This window comes from Desulfovibrio piger (genome assembly GCF_900116045.1).
Lineage (GTDB): Bacteria > Desulfobacterota > Desulfovibrionia > Desulfovibrionales > Desulfovibrionaceae > Desulfovibrio > Desulfovibrio piger_A.
Genome location: NZ_LT630450.1, coordinates 217,501 through 234,278 on the forward strand (window position 1 = coordinate 217,501; position 16,778 = coordinate 234,278).

Below are 16,778 nucleotides of genomic sequence, written 5' to 3' on the forward strand. Positions count from 1 at the left end.
ACGCCAGTATGGGGGGAGGCAACGTTGAAATACCACCCTTGTTTGTTCAGGTCCCTAACTCTTCGTCGTTACCCGGTAAGAGGACAGTGTCTGGTGGGTAGTTTGACTGGGGCGGTCGCCTCCCAAAATGTAACGGAGGCATGCAAAGGTTCCCTCAGGCTGATTGGAAACCAGCCGTCGAGTGCAAACGCAGAAGGGAGCTTGACTGCAAGAGAGACATCTCGAGCAGGTACGAAAGTAGGTGTTAGTGATCCGGTGATCCCGAATGGAAGGGTCATCGCTCATTGGATAAAAGGTACGCCGGGGATAACAGGCTGATCGCATCCAAGAGTTCACATCGACGATGCGGTTTGGCACCTCGATGTCGGCTCATCACATCCTGGGGCTGAAGCAGGTCCCAAGGGTACGGCTGTTCGCCGTTTAAAGTGGTACGCGAGCTGGGTTTAAAACGTCGTGAGACAGTTTGGTCCCTATCTTCTGTGGGCGTAGGAGAATTGAAAGGGCCTGTCCCTAGTACGAGAGGACCGGGATGGACACACCACTGGTGGACCTGTTGTCGTGCCAACGGCACAGCAGGGTAGCTATGTGTGGAAGGGATAACCGCTGAAAGCATCTAAGCGGGAAGCCTGCCTTAAGATAAGTTCTCCCTGACGCAAGTCCTGAAGGGCCGAGGTAGACGACCTCGTCGATAGGCTGGAGGTGGAAGCCCTGTGAGGGGTGGAGCTGACCAGTACTAATAGCCCGTGCGTCTTGTTTCTCGAAAAACCTTCCATCCCTGTTTCAATATTTTGACAAATTTCTTTGGTAGCCATAGAGGAGAGGGTACACCCGACCCCATTCCGAACTCGGAAGTTAAGCTCTCCATCGCCGATGATACTGCATAACGTCATGTGGGAAAGTAGGCCGCTGCCAAAGATCGTTCGAGACCCCCTTGCCGCTTTCAGCGCGAGGGGGTCTTTTTTGCATGGCGCCAGCCACGCGGCGCGCGCCTGCCCGATCCCCCAGCGGCCGGACCTTCCCTCCGCAATTTTGCCGGTGGGGTCCCTGGTTGTCCCCGGTACAGGCCGGAGAGCTTTGGCTGTGGGGGAAAGATGTAAGGAAAGCTCGGCGGGCAGGCAGACGTTGCGGCGCCTCCGCGGCTGTCCTGGCTGGGATGGCGACTTATGAAAAATTGCACTTGCGGAAAATATTTTTTGTGTATATTAAAGATAATAATTATTAAATTTGATAAGGAGGCTCCATGAAAAAAGTCGTTCTGGGGATCACCCTGAGCATATTGTGTATCGGGCTTTGCGCAGGGCTTGCCGCAGCGGCGGACACGAGCCCGCTTGCCACTGCCATCGCCAGGCAGCTTGAAACGGCGCCGCAGTCCATCGACATGCAGGCGGTTCCCGGTTATCTCGGTATCCCCGGCGGGCCGCAGACCAATATGCTGCTGGCCTTCGGCTGGGCCCTGTGGGTGGGCTGGATCTTCTCCACAGTGGGGGCCTTTGGTGGTGTCATGGCCGGTGTGGGGCACATGAGCGTGCACGGTCTGGGGGCTTATGCCAAGTCGTTTGGGCAGACCCCCCTCAACAAGTCCATCACCGACTCCGTGCGGGCCTCCAACCAGATGCTGGCCGGGCTTTCCGCAGCCCTGAGCACCTTCAGCTATTATCGTCTGAAGCGCATCGTGCTGCCGCTGGGCATCGCCCTGGGCCTGGGATCCATCGTGGGTGCCTTCATGGCTGTCAAGCTGACGGCCGGCAAGCTGAATTTTTCCTCGTACCAGGGGTATTTTGGCCTCTTCGTCCTGCTGCTGGGCTGCTACCTGATGTGGGAGACCTCGCCGGCCGGACAGCGTTCCAAGGCCAAGGCCAAGGAAGCTGCCAAAGCTTTTGAGGCATCGGTCAAAAACAGGAAGCCCGGTGAAGCCGTGGAGACGGGTGTCCGCCTGCGCAGCTTCAGCCTGGGGCGCTGTGTCTTCACCTTCTGCGGCGTGGAGTTTGCCTTCAATCCCGTGCTGCCCTTCGTGGGCGGTATCGTCATCTCTTCCATTGCCGCCTTCCTGGGCGTGGGCGGTGGTTTCCTGCTGGTACCCTTCCTGACCAGCATCACCCAGCTGCCCATGTATCTGGCCGCCGGGACGTCGGCGCTGGCCGTGCTGGTGAGCATGATCACGGGCATCACGACCCTGCTGCTGCACGGCGTGACCGTGGACTGGTCCCTGGTGGGGCTTGAGCTGGTGGGCATCGCGGTGGGCTCGCTCATCGGCCCCTATACCTCCCGCTTTTTCTCCGACATCTGGCTGAAGCGCCTCTTCATCGTCCTTGCCTTGTATGTGGGCACGGATTACGTCTTGCGCGGCTTTTTCAATTACCGTATTTTCGGCTAGCCGCTGAAGGGCAGGGTTTTTCCCTGCCCTGTTTTGTGATGGGCATGGAAAGTTTTTTGTTGTGGATAGATCCCTGGTGCATAGCTCCGTACCGCTGGTTCCCCGGGCTGCCGGCATGGGGCTACATGGTGGGGACATGCCTGCTGGCAGCCCAGACCGTGGTGCTGGGCCTGCTGACCCTGCGGCTCGGGCAGCGTATGCATGCGGCCCGGCTCAAGGAGTTGCGCAGCGAGATGCGGCATTATCACAGGCTGAGTGAGCGTGCGCTGCGCGAGAGCGGCAAGGAGGCCTACAAGGCTGTCAATCGCCAGGGGCATGAAGCCTTTGGGTATTATTTTTCCCTCAACGGTGCCCTGTGGGTAGCGTCGCTGTGGCCGGTCCCGCTGGCTCTTGCCTGGATGCAGGCCCGCTTCGGCCTGGTCAGTCCCCCCCTTCCTTTTTCTTTGCCTCTGCTGGGCCCTGAGCCGGGCTTCGTCTTCTGGTTCGTGCTGGCCTACATCCCCCTGCGCCTGCTGCTGGGACGTGTGCTGTGTCCCGCCGAGCAGGACGGACAGGGGACGATCATCGACTGATAGACGCCCGCCCTGCGGGCAGGAGTCCCTCTATGGCGTCATCCATCGTCTACTCCCTGTGCGGCATGTGCAATACGCGCTGCCCGGTGGAGATCCATTGTGAAAACGGCGTGCCGCGCTGGATATGCGGCAACAGCCACAGCGCTTCCGGGGCGGCCCTGTGCCCCCGGGGCGCCGCGTCCCTGGCCCTGTACGCTGATGACGAACGTCCGCAGGGGCCGCTGATCCGTGCCGGAGCGCGCGGCGCAGGCCAGTGGCGTTCCGTGAGCTGGGACGAGGCCCTGGACTATGTGGCGGAACGCTTGAAAACCATCATGGCCACCTACGGGCCGCGCAGCGTGCTCTGGTCCGAGCGGCCAGGGCCGTTTTCCGACATGAGCAAGGCCCTGATGCGCGGCCTGGGGTCACCCAATTACTGCACCCATGATGACGCCTGCGCCCATAACGTCAATCAGGCCTCCTATTCCCTGACAGGCCACGGGCGCGGCAAATGGATCTATGATTTCAAGAACTGCCGTCATATCGTGGTGCAGGGCCGCAACCTGCTGGAATCCCTCAAGGTCGGGGAGCTCAATCAGGTGCTGGATGCTCTGGACAAGGGCTGCCGCCTGACCTGTGTGGACGTCCGCCCCACGGTGACGGGCCTCAAGGCGCAGCAGAACATCTGCATCCGTCCCGGCACGGATCTGGCCCTCAACCTGGCGGTGCTGCATATCCTGATCGAAGAAAAGCTTTACGATGCCGCCTATGTGGAGCGTCATGTCCAGGATTTCGAAGCGCTGGCGGACTTCGTGCGCCCCTATTCGCCGCAATGGGCCGAGAGCCGGTGCGACATCCCCGCGGATGTCATGGTGGAGCTGGCGCGTTCCCTGGCCGCTGCGGCGCCGCAGGTCATCTGGCATGGCGGCTGGATGAGCACGCGCTATCCCCAGTCCTTCATGGTCTGCCGCACGGCCTACCTCATCAATGCGCTGCTAGGTTCTTTCGGCAGCAAGGGGGGCCTGCTGCTGGCGGCGGGCCCCAGGGATGCCGGGCGCAAGGGGCTGCGTTCCTTCACCTCGCTTTATGCTGCTCCCGAAGAAAAGAGGGCGGACGGCGTCGGCTGGGCGGAACCGGCTTTTGCCCCCGGCAGCAGCCTGCTGCACAAGGCTTTCCGGGCCGTGGAAAGCGGGGAGCCGTATCCCGTCAAGGCATACTTCACCCTCAAGCACGACCCCCTGTCCGCCATGCCGGATCCTGAACGGCAAAAGGCCCAGCTGGCCGGGCTGGAACTCATGGTCTCGCTGACTTTTTCCTGGTCGGATACGGCCTGGTTCAGTGATGTGGTGCTGCCCATGCCGTCCTTTGTGGAGCGGGGCTCCCTGCTCCAGGTCAAGAGCGGCAGCAAGCCTGCCTTCATCATGCGCAGCCCGGCCGCGGAGGTCCGTTTCGATACCCGGCCGGACTGGTGGATCCTGGGGCAGCTGGCCAGCCGTCTGGGGCTGGAGGATCTGGCCTGCGGGACGCTGGAAGATGTCTGGCGCTTCCAGCTGGAAGGCACGGGCGTCACCGTGGAGGATTTCCGTCACGGTTCCGCGCCCCTCACGGACGCTCCCGTCGATCCGGGCCCCCGCTTCGCGACGCCCTCCGGCAAGATAGAGGTCCTTTTCGGCCCCTGGCAGGAGGCCGGCCTGCCTTCGCTCACCCCCTGGCAGGACGTGCCCCGGCCGGGGAAGGGACAGTTCCGCCTGATCGTGGGACGCAATGCGCGCCACACCCATTCGCACACCCAGAACAATCCCCTGCTGCATGACAGCCTGCCGGAGAACCGGGCCTGGATCGCCCCTGAACGGGCCCGGGAACTGGGCGTGGAGGATGGGGACACCGTCCGCATGGAACGTATGGACGGCAAGGGTGGCGAGATCCGGGTACGGGTGATCCCCGGCATGCATCCCGACGCCGTGTTCATGCTGCACGGTTTCGGGCATCGCCTGCCGGTGGAGAGCCGGGCCCGCGGCATGGGGCTGGCGGACCAGGAGTTCATGCCGGGCGGGCTGGACAGGGAAGATGTCATGGTCCACGGCCTTGCCCTGCAGGAGCATTTTGTGACCTTGCGCCCTGTCCGCAACGATCATGCCCGGGAGGGAAAACGATGAGCACTTCCACCTGTATCGCCTTTGACGAGCACCGCTGCGTCAACTGCAAGGCCTGCGAGATCCACTGCCGCCAGTGGCATGGGATCTCCGTGCCCCTGTGTCGCCAGCTGGGCGGCATGCCCGCTCTGGCAGAGGGCAAGGTCCGCCTGCCCCTGGGCTTCGTGACCTGTGTGCACTGTACGCATCCTGCCTGCCTTCGTGCCTGTGCGCATGAGGCCATGTGGCTGGACGAGGAGAACATCGTCCATATCGATGCCGACCGCTGCACGGGCTGCGGCGCCTGCGTGACGGCCTGCCCCTACCGTGTGCCCCATCTGGATGCCGTTACCGGCAAGGCCTGCAAATGTGATCTGTGCCATGACCGGCGCAAGGCCGGGCTGGAGCCCGTCTGTGTGGCCGGTTGCCTGGCCCGGGCCCTGCATGTGAGCAATGACGAGGACATGCACCGCAAAATGAGCCGTCAGACCATCCGCTGGATCAAGGAGCTGGCAGTAAGTCCGCAGGAATAGACCATACGGCCATCCAGGTCGGTCCACAGAGGATCAAGACAGCAGGGAGGCTTTGCCGCGGCAGTGGCAGACCTTGTGCACTGGAAATGCCCAAGGACGCCGTTTCTCTCGTCAGGGCCCTTGGCGGCGGCTGGACAGGCGAAGACATGGCGCAACGCTGAGGGAAGAAGAGCCCTGCCGGAGAACGGCGGGGCTCTTTCATATGGATGGACCGGACGTATCTCAGTTGGCCACTTCCTTTTCTTCCACCACAGGTGGGGTATCCTCGTCCAGCGTCACGACGAAATAGCGTCGTCCGCTGGTCTCCTTGCCCAGATGCTGCTGCAAAACGGGCAGCATGGCCTGCAACAGGGTGCGGAAATCATCATCCTGTCCCGTACAGCGGATCTCTGTCCGCCAGAGGTTCTTGCCGCGGCCGCCGTCCGGTGCCCGCGTGCAGCCTTCCAGCAGCAGCCCGGCATGGAAAAAGACCTTGGTCCGCGTCTCTTCCTCGCGCACCCACCGGGTATGGCGAAAATGTCCCCGTCCCCAGGTGTAGGGCACATAGCTGACCGTGGTGTAGATGCGCACGTCGGGCTCGCTGATGCCGAAGCTGATGAAGACCAGGTTGTCGCTTTTGTCCTGCGTCTGTTCGTCCAGTTTCAGGGTGTAGCCCCGGGCCGTGAAGCAGGGCTCCAGCTGTGCGGCCACATTCCGGAACAGCAGGTCGTCCTCGGCCATGCCTTCCACGCCGGGGCGGGGCACATAGATGGTACCGGCGCTGTCGGCCTGGGGACCGCGCAGGGAATCCACGCTCACGCCGTACTGGGGAGCGCAGGCGCCCAGCCAGGGCAGGAGCAGCAGACAGAACAAAATCAGGGGGCAGGAGCGGGGACGGATCATGGAGCACCCTCCCGGGACAGGTTGAGGCTCAGGGAAGGCCGGCAGATGCAAAGGACCGGCCGTGACGTGTCTCAGGGAAACAAAGGACCGGGGCCCTGCCTTGCGGACATCGGCAATGCTGCGCCCGGATGATGGCCGGTATTCCTGCCCCTGCACTGCGGGCATTGCCCGCAACGGTCCGCAGTGCGCCGCATGACCTGTGTCCGCCTGGCGTGGCCGCCATCCGCGGGCGGTACGGGCAAGGGCGGCTGGCCCCCGGCGGGACGGCAGGAGAGGCCTGTCCGTCCCCGTTTGGGGCGACACTTTCCCTACAGGGTGGCGCCAAGGGCGGCCAGGCAGGAAACGCCGGTCAGCAGGACGGCCAGCAGCAGGGTCAGCAGCTTGCCGCCGGTGGAGATGCGGCGCGGGGCCACGCACATCTTCAGGGCCACCATGCCCTGGAGGATGCGCTGCAGGGGCCAGAGCACGCTCAGCAGGAGGCCGCCGGCGCAGATGAGGATCATGCCCTTGACGCCCTGGACTTCCAGCAGCTGGACGAAGGCGTCCTTCCAGGGCATCTGCTGCCGGCTCATGGCGGTGCTGATCTCGTTGATGCGCTGCTGGGACTCCGCTCCGATCAGGGTCGAGCTGGCGGTGGCCATGCCGCCGATGAGCAGGAAGACCAGCAGGAGGAAGAGCCCGGCCGAGCCCATGATCCAGGAGGCATGCCGGGCCTCGTCCTCGAAGCCTTCCTTGCGGGCGCTGTTGCGGACCGTCAGGGCCAGCAGGGGGACGATGATCCAGAGCAGGAAACTCAGGTTGGACAGGGGCGTGGCGAACATGGCCACGAGCAGCAGGAAATACAATCCCCAGAGCGGCAGGGGATTGCGGATGGCAGCAGACATGGCGGATCCTTGCAAGGGGTTAGACGGTCTGTCCGTCACGGACAGGGGTTCCTCATTTCGGGATAGCATGATGCCTGCCGTCCTGCCAGAGGAAAAACGGCCGTCCGCCGTCCAGAGGTGCTGGCGCGGACGTGTGGTCTCAGGCCTGTGCCGCCGTGCCCCCGTGCGGCGGGAAGATGCGGGCCAGCTCTTCCGGCGGGAAGGGGCCACGGGCATGGCCTTCCTCAAAAAGCAGCAGACGGGCCGCCAGACGGCGGGCCTGGCTGATCCCGTGCGAGACGAGGATGATGGCGTAGCGCTCCGACAGGTGCCGGAGCAGGTCCTCGATGCGGCGGGTACTGGCCGGATCGAGGGACGCCGTGGGCTCGTCCAGCAGGAGGATCTGCGGCTCCAGGGCCAGGGTGCGGGCCAGGCAGAGGCGCTGCTGCTGGCCGCCGGAAAGGGAGGCGGCAGGCTCGCCCAGCCTGTCGTGGACCTCCGGCCACAGGCCCACGTCTTCCAGGCTGCGCCGGGCCCGGGAGCGGGCCTCGTCCATATCCAGCCCGGCAGCCAGTTGCAGGGGCAGCAGCAGGTTCTGTCCGATGCTGGCCGGCAGCACGTTGGGGGTCTGGAAGACCATGCCCACCTGACGCCGCAGGCGGGAGAGGGCCTCTTCGCCCTGCAGGCGGCTGATGTCCTGCATCGTCCCGTCCAGCAAAAGTTCTATTTTCCCCTGCATGCGGCTGTCCCTGGTGCAGTCGTGCAGGCGGTTCAGGCAGCGCAGGAAACTGGTCTTGCCGGAACCGGAGCGCCCCAGCAGGACGCTGATGCCGTGGCGCGGCAGTTCAAGATCCACATGATGCAGGATGGCACGGCCGTTGAGGTGCAGGCACAGGTCACGGATGCGGACAAGAGGGGTCATTGCGGTCCTCCCGAAAACGTCAGGGGCGTCATGTCCGGCTGCCGTTCCTGGCGGAAACGTTCATGCAGCCACCAGGCCAGCAGGAGCAGGCCGCCGGAAAGGGCCAGCAGGGTCAGGGCGGCTCCGAAGCCCCGTTGCAGTTCTTCCGGTGTCTGGTATTGGGCAGCCGTGTAATAGATGAAAAAGGGCAGGGCTTCGAAGCGCAGGCCCAGCCCGGCGGGGAGCCCGGCGTTGGCCACCACGCCGGTGAGCAGGATGACGGCCGTGTCCTCGGCGGAACGGCCCAGGGCCAGCATGACGCCGCTCAGGATGCCGCGGCTGGCCTGGGGCAGCAGCAGGTGCCGCACGGTCTGGCCGTGGCGCAGGCCCAGGGCGGCCCCGCAGAGGCGCAGGGAGGTGGGCAGGCTCTCCAGGGCCGTGCGCGTGGTCACCACCAGCGCCGGCAGGACCAGCAGGGCCAGGCAGCCCCCGGCCAGCAGCAGGCCGGAGCTGGCGCCGGCAAAGCCCAGGCGGTGCAGGAACAGGATGAGGGTGAAGCCGAAGATGCCCATCACGATGGACGGGACGCCGGACAGGATGTCCATCAGGCTGTTGAGCAGGCGCTGCATGCGGGGCGGGGCGTATTCCGCCAGATAGATGCCGCAGCCGATGCCGGGCACAAGGGCCAGGGCCATGGTGATGCCCAGCAGGCAGAGGGTGCCCAGACAGGCGGGCCAGATGCCGTCCCAGATGGGGAAGCGGCCCAGCAGTGCGGGCCAGAACGGTGCGTCGCCCACCAGAAGGGCGGCATCCAGCACCGGCAGCCCCCGCCAGAGCAAAAAGCCCAGCAGCGCGAGGACACAGGCGCTGCACAGGATGCCGGCACCGCGCGCCAGCAGGTGCAGGCCCGCAGGAGCGAGACGGCGCCAGAAGGCGGGCACGGGCGGCAGGAGCACATCCTGCTTTTTTTCCAGACGCCGCAGCACCAGGCTGACGCCGGTGCTGATGCAGAGCAAAAGCCCCCCGGCCACGAACAGGGAGTTGTAGGCCGGGCCGCCCACGTCCGTGGCCGTGACCAGGCCCATGTGGGCGGTCAGGGTCCGCAGCCCGGCGAACAGGTTGTGCGGGACGTTGGGTGCGTTGCCGCTGAGCATGAGCGGGATGAGGGTGTCCCCGATGGCCCGGCCGAAGCCCAGCAGCCCGGCGGTCAGCAGCCAGCGGCGGACGGCGGGCAGGGCAAGGCAGGCAAGGACGGTATTCCTGCCCATGCCTAGGGAAAGGGCGGGCAGGAGCAGGCGGCGCATCTGTTCGCGCAGGGCCACATCCATGACCAGCACCATGGTGGGGCTGATGAGCAGGGCCAGGACACAGGCGGCGGAGAGCCAGCACAGGCCGGAGCCCCCGGCGGCCTCCCTGACCAGGGGCGTGAGCAGGAACACGGCGGCAAAGCCGTAGACCACCGTGGGGATGGCGGTCATGAAACGGATGAGGCCCGTGAGCCATTTTTGCCAGCATGCCGGGGCGGGATCCTGCAGGGCGCAGGCCAGCCCCAGGGACAGGGGCCAGGCCAGCAGCAGGGCGGAAAAGGACAGGATGAGGGAGCCCGCCAGCATGGGCAGGATGCCGAAGTCCGTGGGGGGACGCCACGACCAGGAGAAGATCAGGCCGCCCTGGGCGCTCCAGAGCACCGGCAGGGCAAAGCAGCCCACCAGGGCGAACAGGGCGCCTGTGGCAAGGATGACGAGCAGGCCGCACAGACGGGGCAGGGTCCCGCTGCGCCGCAGGAAAGGAAATGCCATGTTCAGGATCCCGGCGGGGCGGCATGGCCGCCCCGCATAGTGTGATGACGGATTACTTGCGGCCGGTGGGGATGTAGCCGCTCTTTTCGATGATGGCGCTGCCTTCAGGCGAGTAGATGTAGTCGATGAAGGCCTTGGTCAGGCCGGAGGGCGCCCCCTTGGTGTTCATGTAGAGCAGGCGGGTCAGGGTGTAGGCGCCGGAGGCGGCGTTTTCCTGCGAGGGGATCATCTTGTCGAAGGTCAGGGCGGCCACGCTCTTGTCCACATGGCCGATGCCCACATAGCCGATGCCCAGCTTGTCCTGGCCGATGGCCGTCTTCATGGCGCCGTTGGAGTTCACCACGTTGGCGGAAGCCACGATGGGGCCTTTTTTCAGGGCCTTTTCCACAAAGACTTCGCGGGTGCCGCTGCCGTCTTCGCGGGTGTAGACCGTGATGGGAGCATCAGCGCCGCCCAGGGCCTTCCAGTTGGTGATCTTGCCGGCAAAGATGTCCTGGGCCTGCCGGGCCGTGATGGCCCGCACCTTGTTGGCGGGGTTGACCACCAGGGCCACGCCGTCGATGGCGAAGGGGAAGCTCTGCAGGCCGTACTTGGCGATCTCCTTTTCCTTGAGGGCGCGGCCGGTATTGCCGATCTGCACCAGGCCTTCGCCCACCTGCTGCACGCCCACACCGGAACCGCCGCCGGCCACGGTGATGCGGATGTCGGGATTGGCGGTCATGATGTTTTTGGCAGCGCCTTTCATGACCGGGATGTGGGCCGTGCCGCCGGCGATATCAAGCGTGCCGGAAAGGCCCTTGAAGCTGTCCAGGGGGGCGGCATGGGACGTCATGGCAAAGATCAGGCCCGCCATCAGGGCGGGCAGCAGGAAACGGCAGGTTTTCATGATGACCTCTCGCATGGAAAATGTGGGCTGTTGCGGGAACAGCGGGAAACGCGCCGGGCGCGTCGCCTCGAACCGGGAACACCGGCAGAGGACGGGCGTATGTCCGTGGTCCGGGACCACGGCAGCACGCCCCGGGAGCATATCGGGACACATTATCCAGGAAAGGTGCAGGAAAGCGGCAGGCGGGCGAGGATGGGCCGCATCTTAGCCCGGAGGCATCGCCCGGAAAGGTCTTGCGCTGTCTGGGAGCCGCCAGGACCGTCCGTTTCCGGCACACATGCCTGAACGCACAGATCTCCCCACGGGAGTCCGGCGCATGCGTCAGCAGAAACGGATATGCATGGAGACCTCCAGCCAGTGCCGCCCGAAGGCGGCGGTGTTCACAAGAATGCCCCAGTGTAAGAAGAAAGGAAGGCGGGGTCAATACGGTGCACGTCATACGTCAACGCCTGCTTGCCTTGGAGCGGGGAGCATGACTATAGTCTGTCCCCGTTGCCGCAAGGCGCGGAGCGGCAGGACAACTGCGGAACATGCGGGGAGGTGCATCATGGCGGTAGGCTGGGCGGGCGACAATGCCGTGCAGGATCAGATCCGGGATTCCATCGCCGACGAGGTGAGGCGGGCCAGGGCCTGCCTGCCCCGGGGCGAGAGCCGTGCCTTTTGTGAGGAATGCGGCGAACCCATCCCCGAGGCCCGACGGCGGGCCCTGCCCGGTGTGCGGCTGTGCCTGGAATGCCAGCAGGAAGCCGACCAAGAGCAGCACGCCGTGCATCCGTACAACCGCAAAGGCAGCAAGGACAGCCAGCTGCGCTGATCCTGCCCATGAAAGAGGAAGAGCTTATGCCGGGCTTGCTGGCGCGCCTGCGGGCGCGCATCCCCCTGGAGGAAGGATCGCTGGTCCTGATCACCATGATCTGGGGCGCCACCTTCATCATCATCCGCAGTGCCCTGGAGGCCACGGGGCCCTTCTTTTTCGTGGGCGTGCGTTTCGCCTTTGCCGCTCTGGCCCTGGTCCTGTTCTCCCTGCCGCTGCTCAGGGACTTCACCTGGCGGGAAGTCTGGGCGGGCATGAGCATCGGCCTGTGCATCTTTGGCGGCTATGCCTTGCAGACCTGCGGCCTGCAGACCATCACGGCCAGCAAGTCGGCCTTCATCACGGCCTTCTATGTGCCGCTGGTGCCCCTGCTGCAATGGCTGGTCATGAAGCGCCCGCCGCATGTGATGGCCTGGGTGGGCATCGCGCTGGCCTTTCCCGGCGTCCTGCTGCTGTCCGGTCCCGATGACAGCGGCGCGGGCTTCGGCCGGGGCGAGATGCTGACGGCCGTCAGCGCGCTGGCCATCGCCATGGAGATCATCCTCATCGGTCTGGTGGCCCGCAGCGTCAATGCCCGGCGGGTCACCATCGTGCAGGTGCTCATGGCTTCCCTGCTCAGTTTCGCCGCCATGCCCCTGGCGGGCGAAAGCGTGCCGCCGCCTTCCTGGCTGGTGCTGGGCAGCGCCTTTGCCCTGGGTGTTTCCACCGCGGGCATCCAGTACGCCATCAACTGGGCGCAGAAAAAAGTCTCTCCCACCCGTGCCACGCTCATCTATTCCTGTGAGCCGGTCTGGGCGGGCATCTTCGGCCGCATGGCCGGGGAGCGCCTGCCGGGGCTGGCGCTGCTGGGCGGGGCCATGATCCTGGCCGGGGTGCTGGTCAGCGAGCTGAGACCGGGCAGCCGGAAACAAAGGAGGGACGCGGCGCAGCAAAAAGAGCAGACGGACCGCACGCCCTGAGCAGCCATGCCGCCTCCGGGCCCTGAAGGAGGCAGAGGGCTCTCGCCTTGCGGGGCGAAAGCGGGTAGCATACGGACGGAGCGTTGGATGCCTGGCGGCTCCAGCCCGCGCAGTGCCAGAATCCGGCCCGGGCTGCTTCGCGCGCACGGGCGCAGATTGCGGAGCGGCCGCGGTCCTGCGTCGTCTTTGGGGGAGCCGGGCCCGGGAAAAGGGGCCACTTCCGGAATGGCGGCACAGGGAGGACACAGATGCAGCATGCCTCTTTGACAGATGATGCGAAGAAACGGAAGATCGTAGAACTGACACGCCTTTTCCTGCACAGGCACTATGGCGAGAACGATACGGAGCTCCTGCTCTCCTGCCTTGATGATGTGTTCAGCTGGTTCGGTGCCGGGGAACATGAGTATGCCGCCGATCCGGCCACCGTCATCAGGACGTTCCGAGCCTTCGCAGGCAGGGTGCCCCGGTGCGAGATCGGCGAAGAGCAGTATGACGTCATCCGGCCCATGCCGGAAATGTTCATCTGCACGGGCAGGTTCCGGGTCGCCACCGCGCCGGATTCCGGCATCTGCCTGCGCACACGCCAGCGCATCACCACTGTTTTCCGCTGGACAGCGCAGGGCCCCCGCTGCTGCCATCTCCACCTTTCCAATCCCTATAGCGAAATGGAGGCGGGTGACACAGGTTTTCCTGAAAAAATGGCTGTCGAGTCCCGCAAATATCTCCAGGAGCAGATCGAGCTCCAGAAACGGAAGATCACCGAGCAGCACGACGTCATCGCCCAGATGTACGTGGAGGATCTTTCTACCGGACTCTATAACAGAAACAGGTACAACCAGGTCTGTGAGTCTCTGTCCGGGAAGGATTGCGGCAGCCTGGGCATCGCCTACTTCGATCTGAACGGCCTGAAGAAGGTCAATGACCTCCAGGGACATCAGGCCGGAGATGCCCTCATTCGCCGTACAGCAGACTGTCTCCTCCGGGCCTTTGGCAAAAAGGTCTACCGCACAGGCGGTGACGAGTTCATCGTCATCGACCGCGAATCCGGCCGGGAGGACTTCCATGCCTGTGTCCGTGACGCGCTCTGGGCCATGCAGGAAGAGCATATCGCCATCGCCTGCGGTATTTCCTGGCGTGACCGGCACGGCGATATTGACGAGCAGGTCAACGAGGCCGACCGGGAAATGTACCTGGACAAGCAGGCTTTCCATGCCTGCCTGGAACATGATCGCCGGCATTGCAGGCCGGAGCGGGGCTGACCTGCGGCTCATTCGCGCCGGGCGCGGGGCAGAGCTGACCAGAAGGAGCGCCGTCATGTTTGGGGGCATGGTGGTGGATGCGTCTTTTTCGGCATCCTGCCATGTTTTTGAAAAAATCCCTTGCTAAACGCTTGACTCCGTGAGCTGTTTTCTATACATAGCTTTTCACGACGCGCTCGTAGCTCAGCTGGATAGAGCAACAGGCTACGAACCTGTAGGCCAGGAGTTCGAATCTCTTCGGGCGCACCATGCAAATTCAGGCGACCAGTTTTACTGGCCGCCTTTTTTGCTGTGTACGGGGCTACTTCCGGTGGCCTGCATCAGTGTCTCCGCCCTGTCGCAGCGCGACATGCGCGAAGGGGCCTTCGGGCCTCCTGCCGGACATCTTTTCAGGCCGCGGGCTCTGTGCTACAAGGCGGGCTCTGGTGCGGGCCTGCCCTTTCGGACAGGTCCGGCCTTCGGCCCAGCCCCCCGTAACGTGCCCATGCACATCTCAAGGAGGAAAACAGCCCGTGGAAAACAAGGTACTGGAAGTCCTGGTCAATGCCGGCAAGCCCCTGCGCCCTGGTGACATCGCCAAGGAACTGGGTGTGGATTCCAAGGAAGTCAGCAAGGCCATTGCCGAACTGAAGAAGGAAGGCAAGGTCATGTCGCCCAAGCGTTGCTACTACGCTCCGGCGGAATAATCGCTCGCAGCGCCGGGCATGGAAAAGGGCGGGCCCGCAAGGGTCCGCCCTTTGTGTACCGCTTTCTCCGGCCGCAGCGGGCCGCAAGGTCAGGCGTTGACGCCGTCCTCCCTGCGCCAGCGGGCCAGCTGGGAGGCGATGAAATCACAGATGAAGGCCTGCTCGTCACGGCCGTTGCCGTGGATGTCCAGGGGCGCGGCGAACTTGAAGCGCACCGGCAGGCCGCTCTTGATGGGGCCCAGTTCCTTGAGCCTTTTTCCCGTGCCCCAGGCATCGGTCTTGAGGGCCAGCGGCACCACGGGCACGCCCGCCTTGCGGGCCAGCTTGACGCCGATGGTGTTGAAGTGGTGGGGATCGAAATCGGGGGTGCGGGTGCTTTGGGGGAAGACGATGATGGAGATGCCTTTCTTCAGGCGCTCCACGCCGCCTTCCAGCACGGCGCCCAGGTCTTCGCGGGGATTGGTGCGGCCCACCACGATGGGGTTGCGGGAGCGCATGACCGCCCCGAAGAAGGGCAGGCCGACCAGGCTTTTCTTCACCACGAAGGTCACGGCACGATGGGGCCGGATGATGCCGGGCAGCATGAAGGTCTCCAGCGTGCTCATGTGGTTGGCCACGAAGACGCAGGGGCCGAGCGTGGCGGAGATGTTCTCCATGCCTTCGATGCTCACCGGGCAGCCCACGCGTTCGATGAGTTCCGTCACGCGCAGGCTGGCGTGGACCCAGGCGCTGTCGTCGCACAGGCCTTTGGCGGCCTTGCGGCACAGCCAGATCACGGGGCCCGCCAGCAGGCGGCCATAGAATTTCAGGGCCGGGAAGCGGGCAGGGGCCCCCAGGCGCGGGGCCGTGCTGACATAGGTGGAAAGATCGCCGAACGGGGCCTCCACGACCCCTTCTTGATACTGCTGCATCAGGATTCTTCCGTTTTTCTGATTTTATGGATCTTGCGCCACCACTGGCTCAGGCGGGCTTCGTCGCCCATGTCGCGGGGCTGGTAAAAGCGTCGTCCCACGAGCTCGGCGGGCAGGTAGTCCTGCTCCACCCAGCCCTCGGGATAGTTGTGGGGATATTTGTATTCCTTGCCGTAGCCCCATTCCTTTTGCAGCTGCGTGCTGGCATTGCGCAGGTGCAGGGGCACGGGCCGCGCCCCGTTGTATTTGACCTCGCGGGCGGCGGTCAGATAGGCGGCATAGCTGCTGTTGCTCTTGCGGGCCAGGGCCAGATAGACCACCGTCTCGGCCAGGGGGATGAAGCCTTCGGGCATGCCCACGAATTCCACGGCCTGCTGGCAGGAAACGGCTAGGGGCAGGGCGTTGGGATCGGCCAGGCCCACATCCTCCGAGGCGGAGAGGATGAGGCGGCGGCAGATGAAGCGCGGGTCTTCGCCGCCTTCCAGCAGGCAGGCCAGGTAATACAGGGCCGCGTCGGGATCGCTGCCGCGGATGGATTTGATGAGGGCCGAGGCCAGCTCGTAATGGCTGTCCCCGTCCTTGTCATGACGCATCATGACTTCGGGCAGGGCGGACCTGAGCTGCTCGGGCGCGCGCATCTCTTCGGGCAGGGAGGCGGCGTATTCCACCAGGTTGAGCAGGGTGCGGGCATCCCCGTGGGCCGCGGCGGTGAGGATGTCCAGTACCTCGTCGGCCAGCGTCACGCCCGTCTGCTCGGCGCCGCGCCGGGCCAGTTCCATCAGTTCGGAGCGTCCCAGGGGACGCAGGCGCAGCACATGCAGGCGCGAGAGCAGCTGCCGGGTGACGCTGAACGACGGGTTTTCCGTGGTGGTGGCCAGCAGGGTCAGCTCGCCCGATTCCACCAGCGGCAGGAAAAAGTCCTGCTGCGCCTTGGAAAAGCGGTGCAGCTCGTCGAGCACCAGGATCTCGATGCCGTTGAGGGAGCGGCGCAGGTGCTGCAAGCCTGCTTCCGGCGCGCTGAGGCGCAGATAGGGGCGCTTGCGGGAACGCGCCAGCAGCAGGGCCAGCGTGGACTTGCCGCAGCCAGGCGGGCCAAAGAACAGCAGGCTGGGCAGGCGCTCCGCCGCCATGAGCGACCTGAGGCGGCCCGCCAGATGGCTCTGCCCGAGAAAATGGTCGGGATCGTCGGGGCGCATGCGCTCCGGCAGGGGTTTCTGTGCGGTCATGG

Annotated in this window: 15 protein-coding genes, 1 tRNA gene and 2 rRNA genes (1 of these 18 running past the window's edge); 11 read left to right on the forward strand and 7 right to left on the reverse strand. The window is 64.7% G+C overall.

Annotation, left to right across the window (positions count from 1 at the left end; genetic code table 11):
* The 6 genes from DESPIGER_RS01140 to DESPIGER_RS01165 form a co-directional block, all read left to right on the forward strand.
* Nucleotides 1–758, forward strand: a 23S ribosomal RNA gene (locus tag DESPIGER_RS01140); it begins 2,175 nt to the left of the window's first position.
* 42 nt (nt 759–800) lie between these two features.
* Nucleotides 801–915: ribosomal RNA gene (rrf, locus tag DESPIGER_RS01145) — 5S ribosomal RNA — on the forward strand.
* 325 nt (nt 916–1,240) lie between these two features.
* A complete protein-coding gene (locus DESPIGER_RS01150; RefSeq protein ID WP_072331957.1) occupies nt 1,241–2,374 on the forward strand; it encodes a sulfite exporter TauE/SafE family protein in 1,134 nt (377 codons plus the stop codon).
* A gap of 44 nt (nt 2,375–2,418) precedes the next feature.
* Nucleotides 2,419–2,946 (forward strand): hypothetical protein, encoded by a 528-nt coding sequence (locus DESPIGER_RS01155; RefSeq protein ID WP_231927599.1) that lies wholly within the window; start codon nt 2,419–2,421, stop codon nt 2,944–2,946.
* 32 nt (nt 2,947–2,978) lie between these two features.
* Nucleotides 2,979–5,081, forward strand: coding sequence for a molybdopterin-dependent oxidoreductase (locus tag DESPIGER_RS01160; RefSeq protein WP_072331963.1), 2,103 nt, complete (start codon nt 2,979–2,981; stop codon nt 5,079–5,081).
* The gene (locus DESPIGER_RS01165) at nt 5,078–5,590 is read left to right on the forward strand and encodes a 4Fe-4S dicluster domain-containing protein (RefSeq protein ID WP_072331966.1); all 513 of its coding nucleotides are present in this window, start codon (nt 5,078–5,080) and stop codon (nt 5,588–5,590) included. Before DESPIGER_RS01160 ends, DESPIGER_RS01165 begins: the two co-directional genes overlap by 4 nt.
* 222 nt (nt 5,591–5,812) lie before the next feature.
* On the opposite strand, the gene DESPIGER_RS01170 is transcribed toward DESPIGER_RS01165, so the two are convergent.
* From DESPIGER_RS01170 to DESPIGER_RS01190, 5 genes are all read right to left on the reverse strand, one after another.
* Complete coding sequence (locus tag DESPIGER_RS01170; protein ID WP_072331970.1) at nt 5,813–6,472, reverse strand: hypothetical protein; 660 nt, start codon at nt 6,470–6,472, stop codon at nt 5,813–5,815.
* A 308-nt stretch (nt 6,473–6,780) separates the two neighbouring features.
* Nucleotides 6,781–7,356, reverse strand: a complete 576-nt coding sequence (locus DESPIGER_RS01175) for a hypothetical protein (RefSeq protein ID WP_072331973.1) — start codon at nt 7,354–7,356, stop codon at nt 6,781–6,783.
* 139 nt (nt 7,357–7,495) lie between these two features.
* On the reverse strand, nt 7,496–8,257 hold the full coding sequence (locus tag DESPIGER_RS01180) for a phosphate ABC transporter ATP-binding protein (protein ID WP_072331976.1): 762 nt from the start codon (nt 8,255–8,257) through the stop codon (nt 7,496–7,498).
* Nucleotides 8,254–10,035 carry an ABC transporter permease subunit gene (locus tag DESPIGER_RS01185; RefSeq protein ID WP_072331980.1) on the reverse strand — a complete coding sequence of 594 codons (1,782 nt, stop codon included), beginning with the start codon at nt 10,033–10,035 and terminating at the stop codon, nt 8,254–8,256. Before DESPIGER_RS01185 ends, DESPIGER_RS01180 begins: the two co-directional genes overlap by 4 nt.
* A gap of 52 nt (nt 10,036–10,087) precedes the next feature.
* Nucleotides 10,088–10,921, reverse strand: a complete 834-nt coding sequence (locus tag DESPIGER_RS01190; RefSeq protein WP_072331983.1) for a phosphate ABC transporter substrate-binding protein — start codon at nt 10,919–10,921, stop codon at nt 10,088–10,090.
* Between the two features lie 547 nt (nt 10,922–11,468).
* On the opposite strand from DESPIGER_RS01190, the gene DESPIGER_RS01195 reads away from it, so the two are divergent.
* The 5 genes from DESPIGER_RS01195 (at nt 11,469) to DESPIGER_RS01215 (ending at nt 14,639) form a co-directional block, all read left to right on the forward strand.
* Nucleotides 11,469–11,735 (forward strand): DksA/TraR family C4-type zinc finger protein, encoded by a 267-nt coding sequence (locus tag DESPIGER_RS01195; protein WP_072331986.1) that lies wholly within the window; start codon nt 11,469–11,471, stop codon nt 11,733–11,735.
* A gap of 26 nt (nt 11,736–11,761) precedes the next feature.
* Complete coding sequence (locus tag DESPIGER_RS01200) at nt 11,762–12,694, forward strand: DMT family transporter (RefSeq protein ID WP_072331989.1); 933 nt, start codon at nt 11,762–11,764, stop codon at nt 12,692–12,694.
* A gap of 248 nt (nt 12,695–12,942) precedes the next feature.
* Nucleotides 12,943–13,953, forward strand: coding sequence for a GGDEF domain-containing protein (locus DESPIGER_RS01205; protein ID WP_072331992.1), 1,011 nt, complete (start codon nt 12,943–12,945; stop codon nt 13,951–13,953).
* A 172-nt stretch (nt 13,954–14,125) separates the two neighbouring features.
* Nucleotides 14,126–14,202, forward strand: a tRNA-Arg gene (locus DESPIGER_RS01210).
* Between the two features lie 263 nt (nt 14,203–14,465).
* Nucleotides 14,466–14,639 (forward strand): HTH domain-containing protein, encoded by a 174-nt coding sequence (locus DESPIGER_RS01215; RefSeq protein WP_006004519.1) that lies wholly within the window; start codon nt 14,466–14,468, stop codon nt 14,637–14,639.
* A gap of 89 nt (nt 14,640–14,728) precedes the next feature.
* Here DESPIGER_RS01215 and DESPIGER_RS01220 read toward each other — a convergent pair whose 3' ends face one another.
* Both DESPIGER_RS01220 and DESPIGER_RS01225 read right to left on the reverse strand, forming a co-directional pair.
* On the reverse strand, nt 14,729–15,550 hold the full coding sequence (locus tag DESPIGER_RS01220; RefSeq protein WP_072331995.1) for a lysophospholipid acyltransferase family protein: 822 nt from the start codon (nt 15,548–15,550) through the stop codon (nt 14,729–14,731).
* Complete coding sequence (locus tag DESPIGER_RS01225; protein WP_072331998.1) at nt 15,550–16,776, reverse strand: replication-associated recombination protein A; 1,227 nt, start codon at nt 16,774–16,776, stop codon at nt 15,550–15,552. Before DESPIGER_RS01225 ends, DESPIGER_RS01220 begins: the two co-directional genes overlap by 1 nt.
* Nucleotides 16,777–16,778 lie beyond the last annotated feature (2 nt).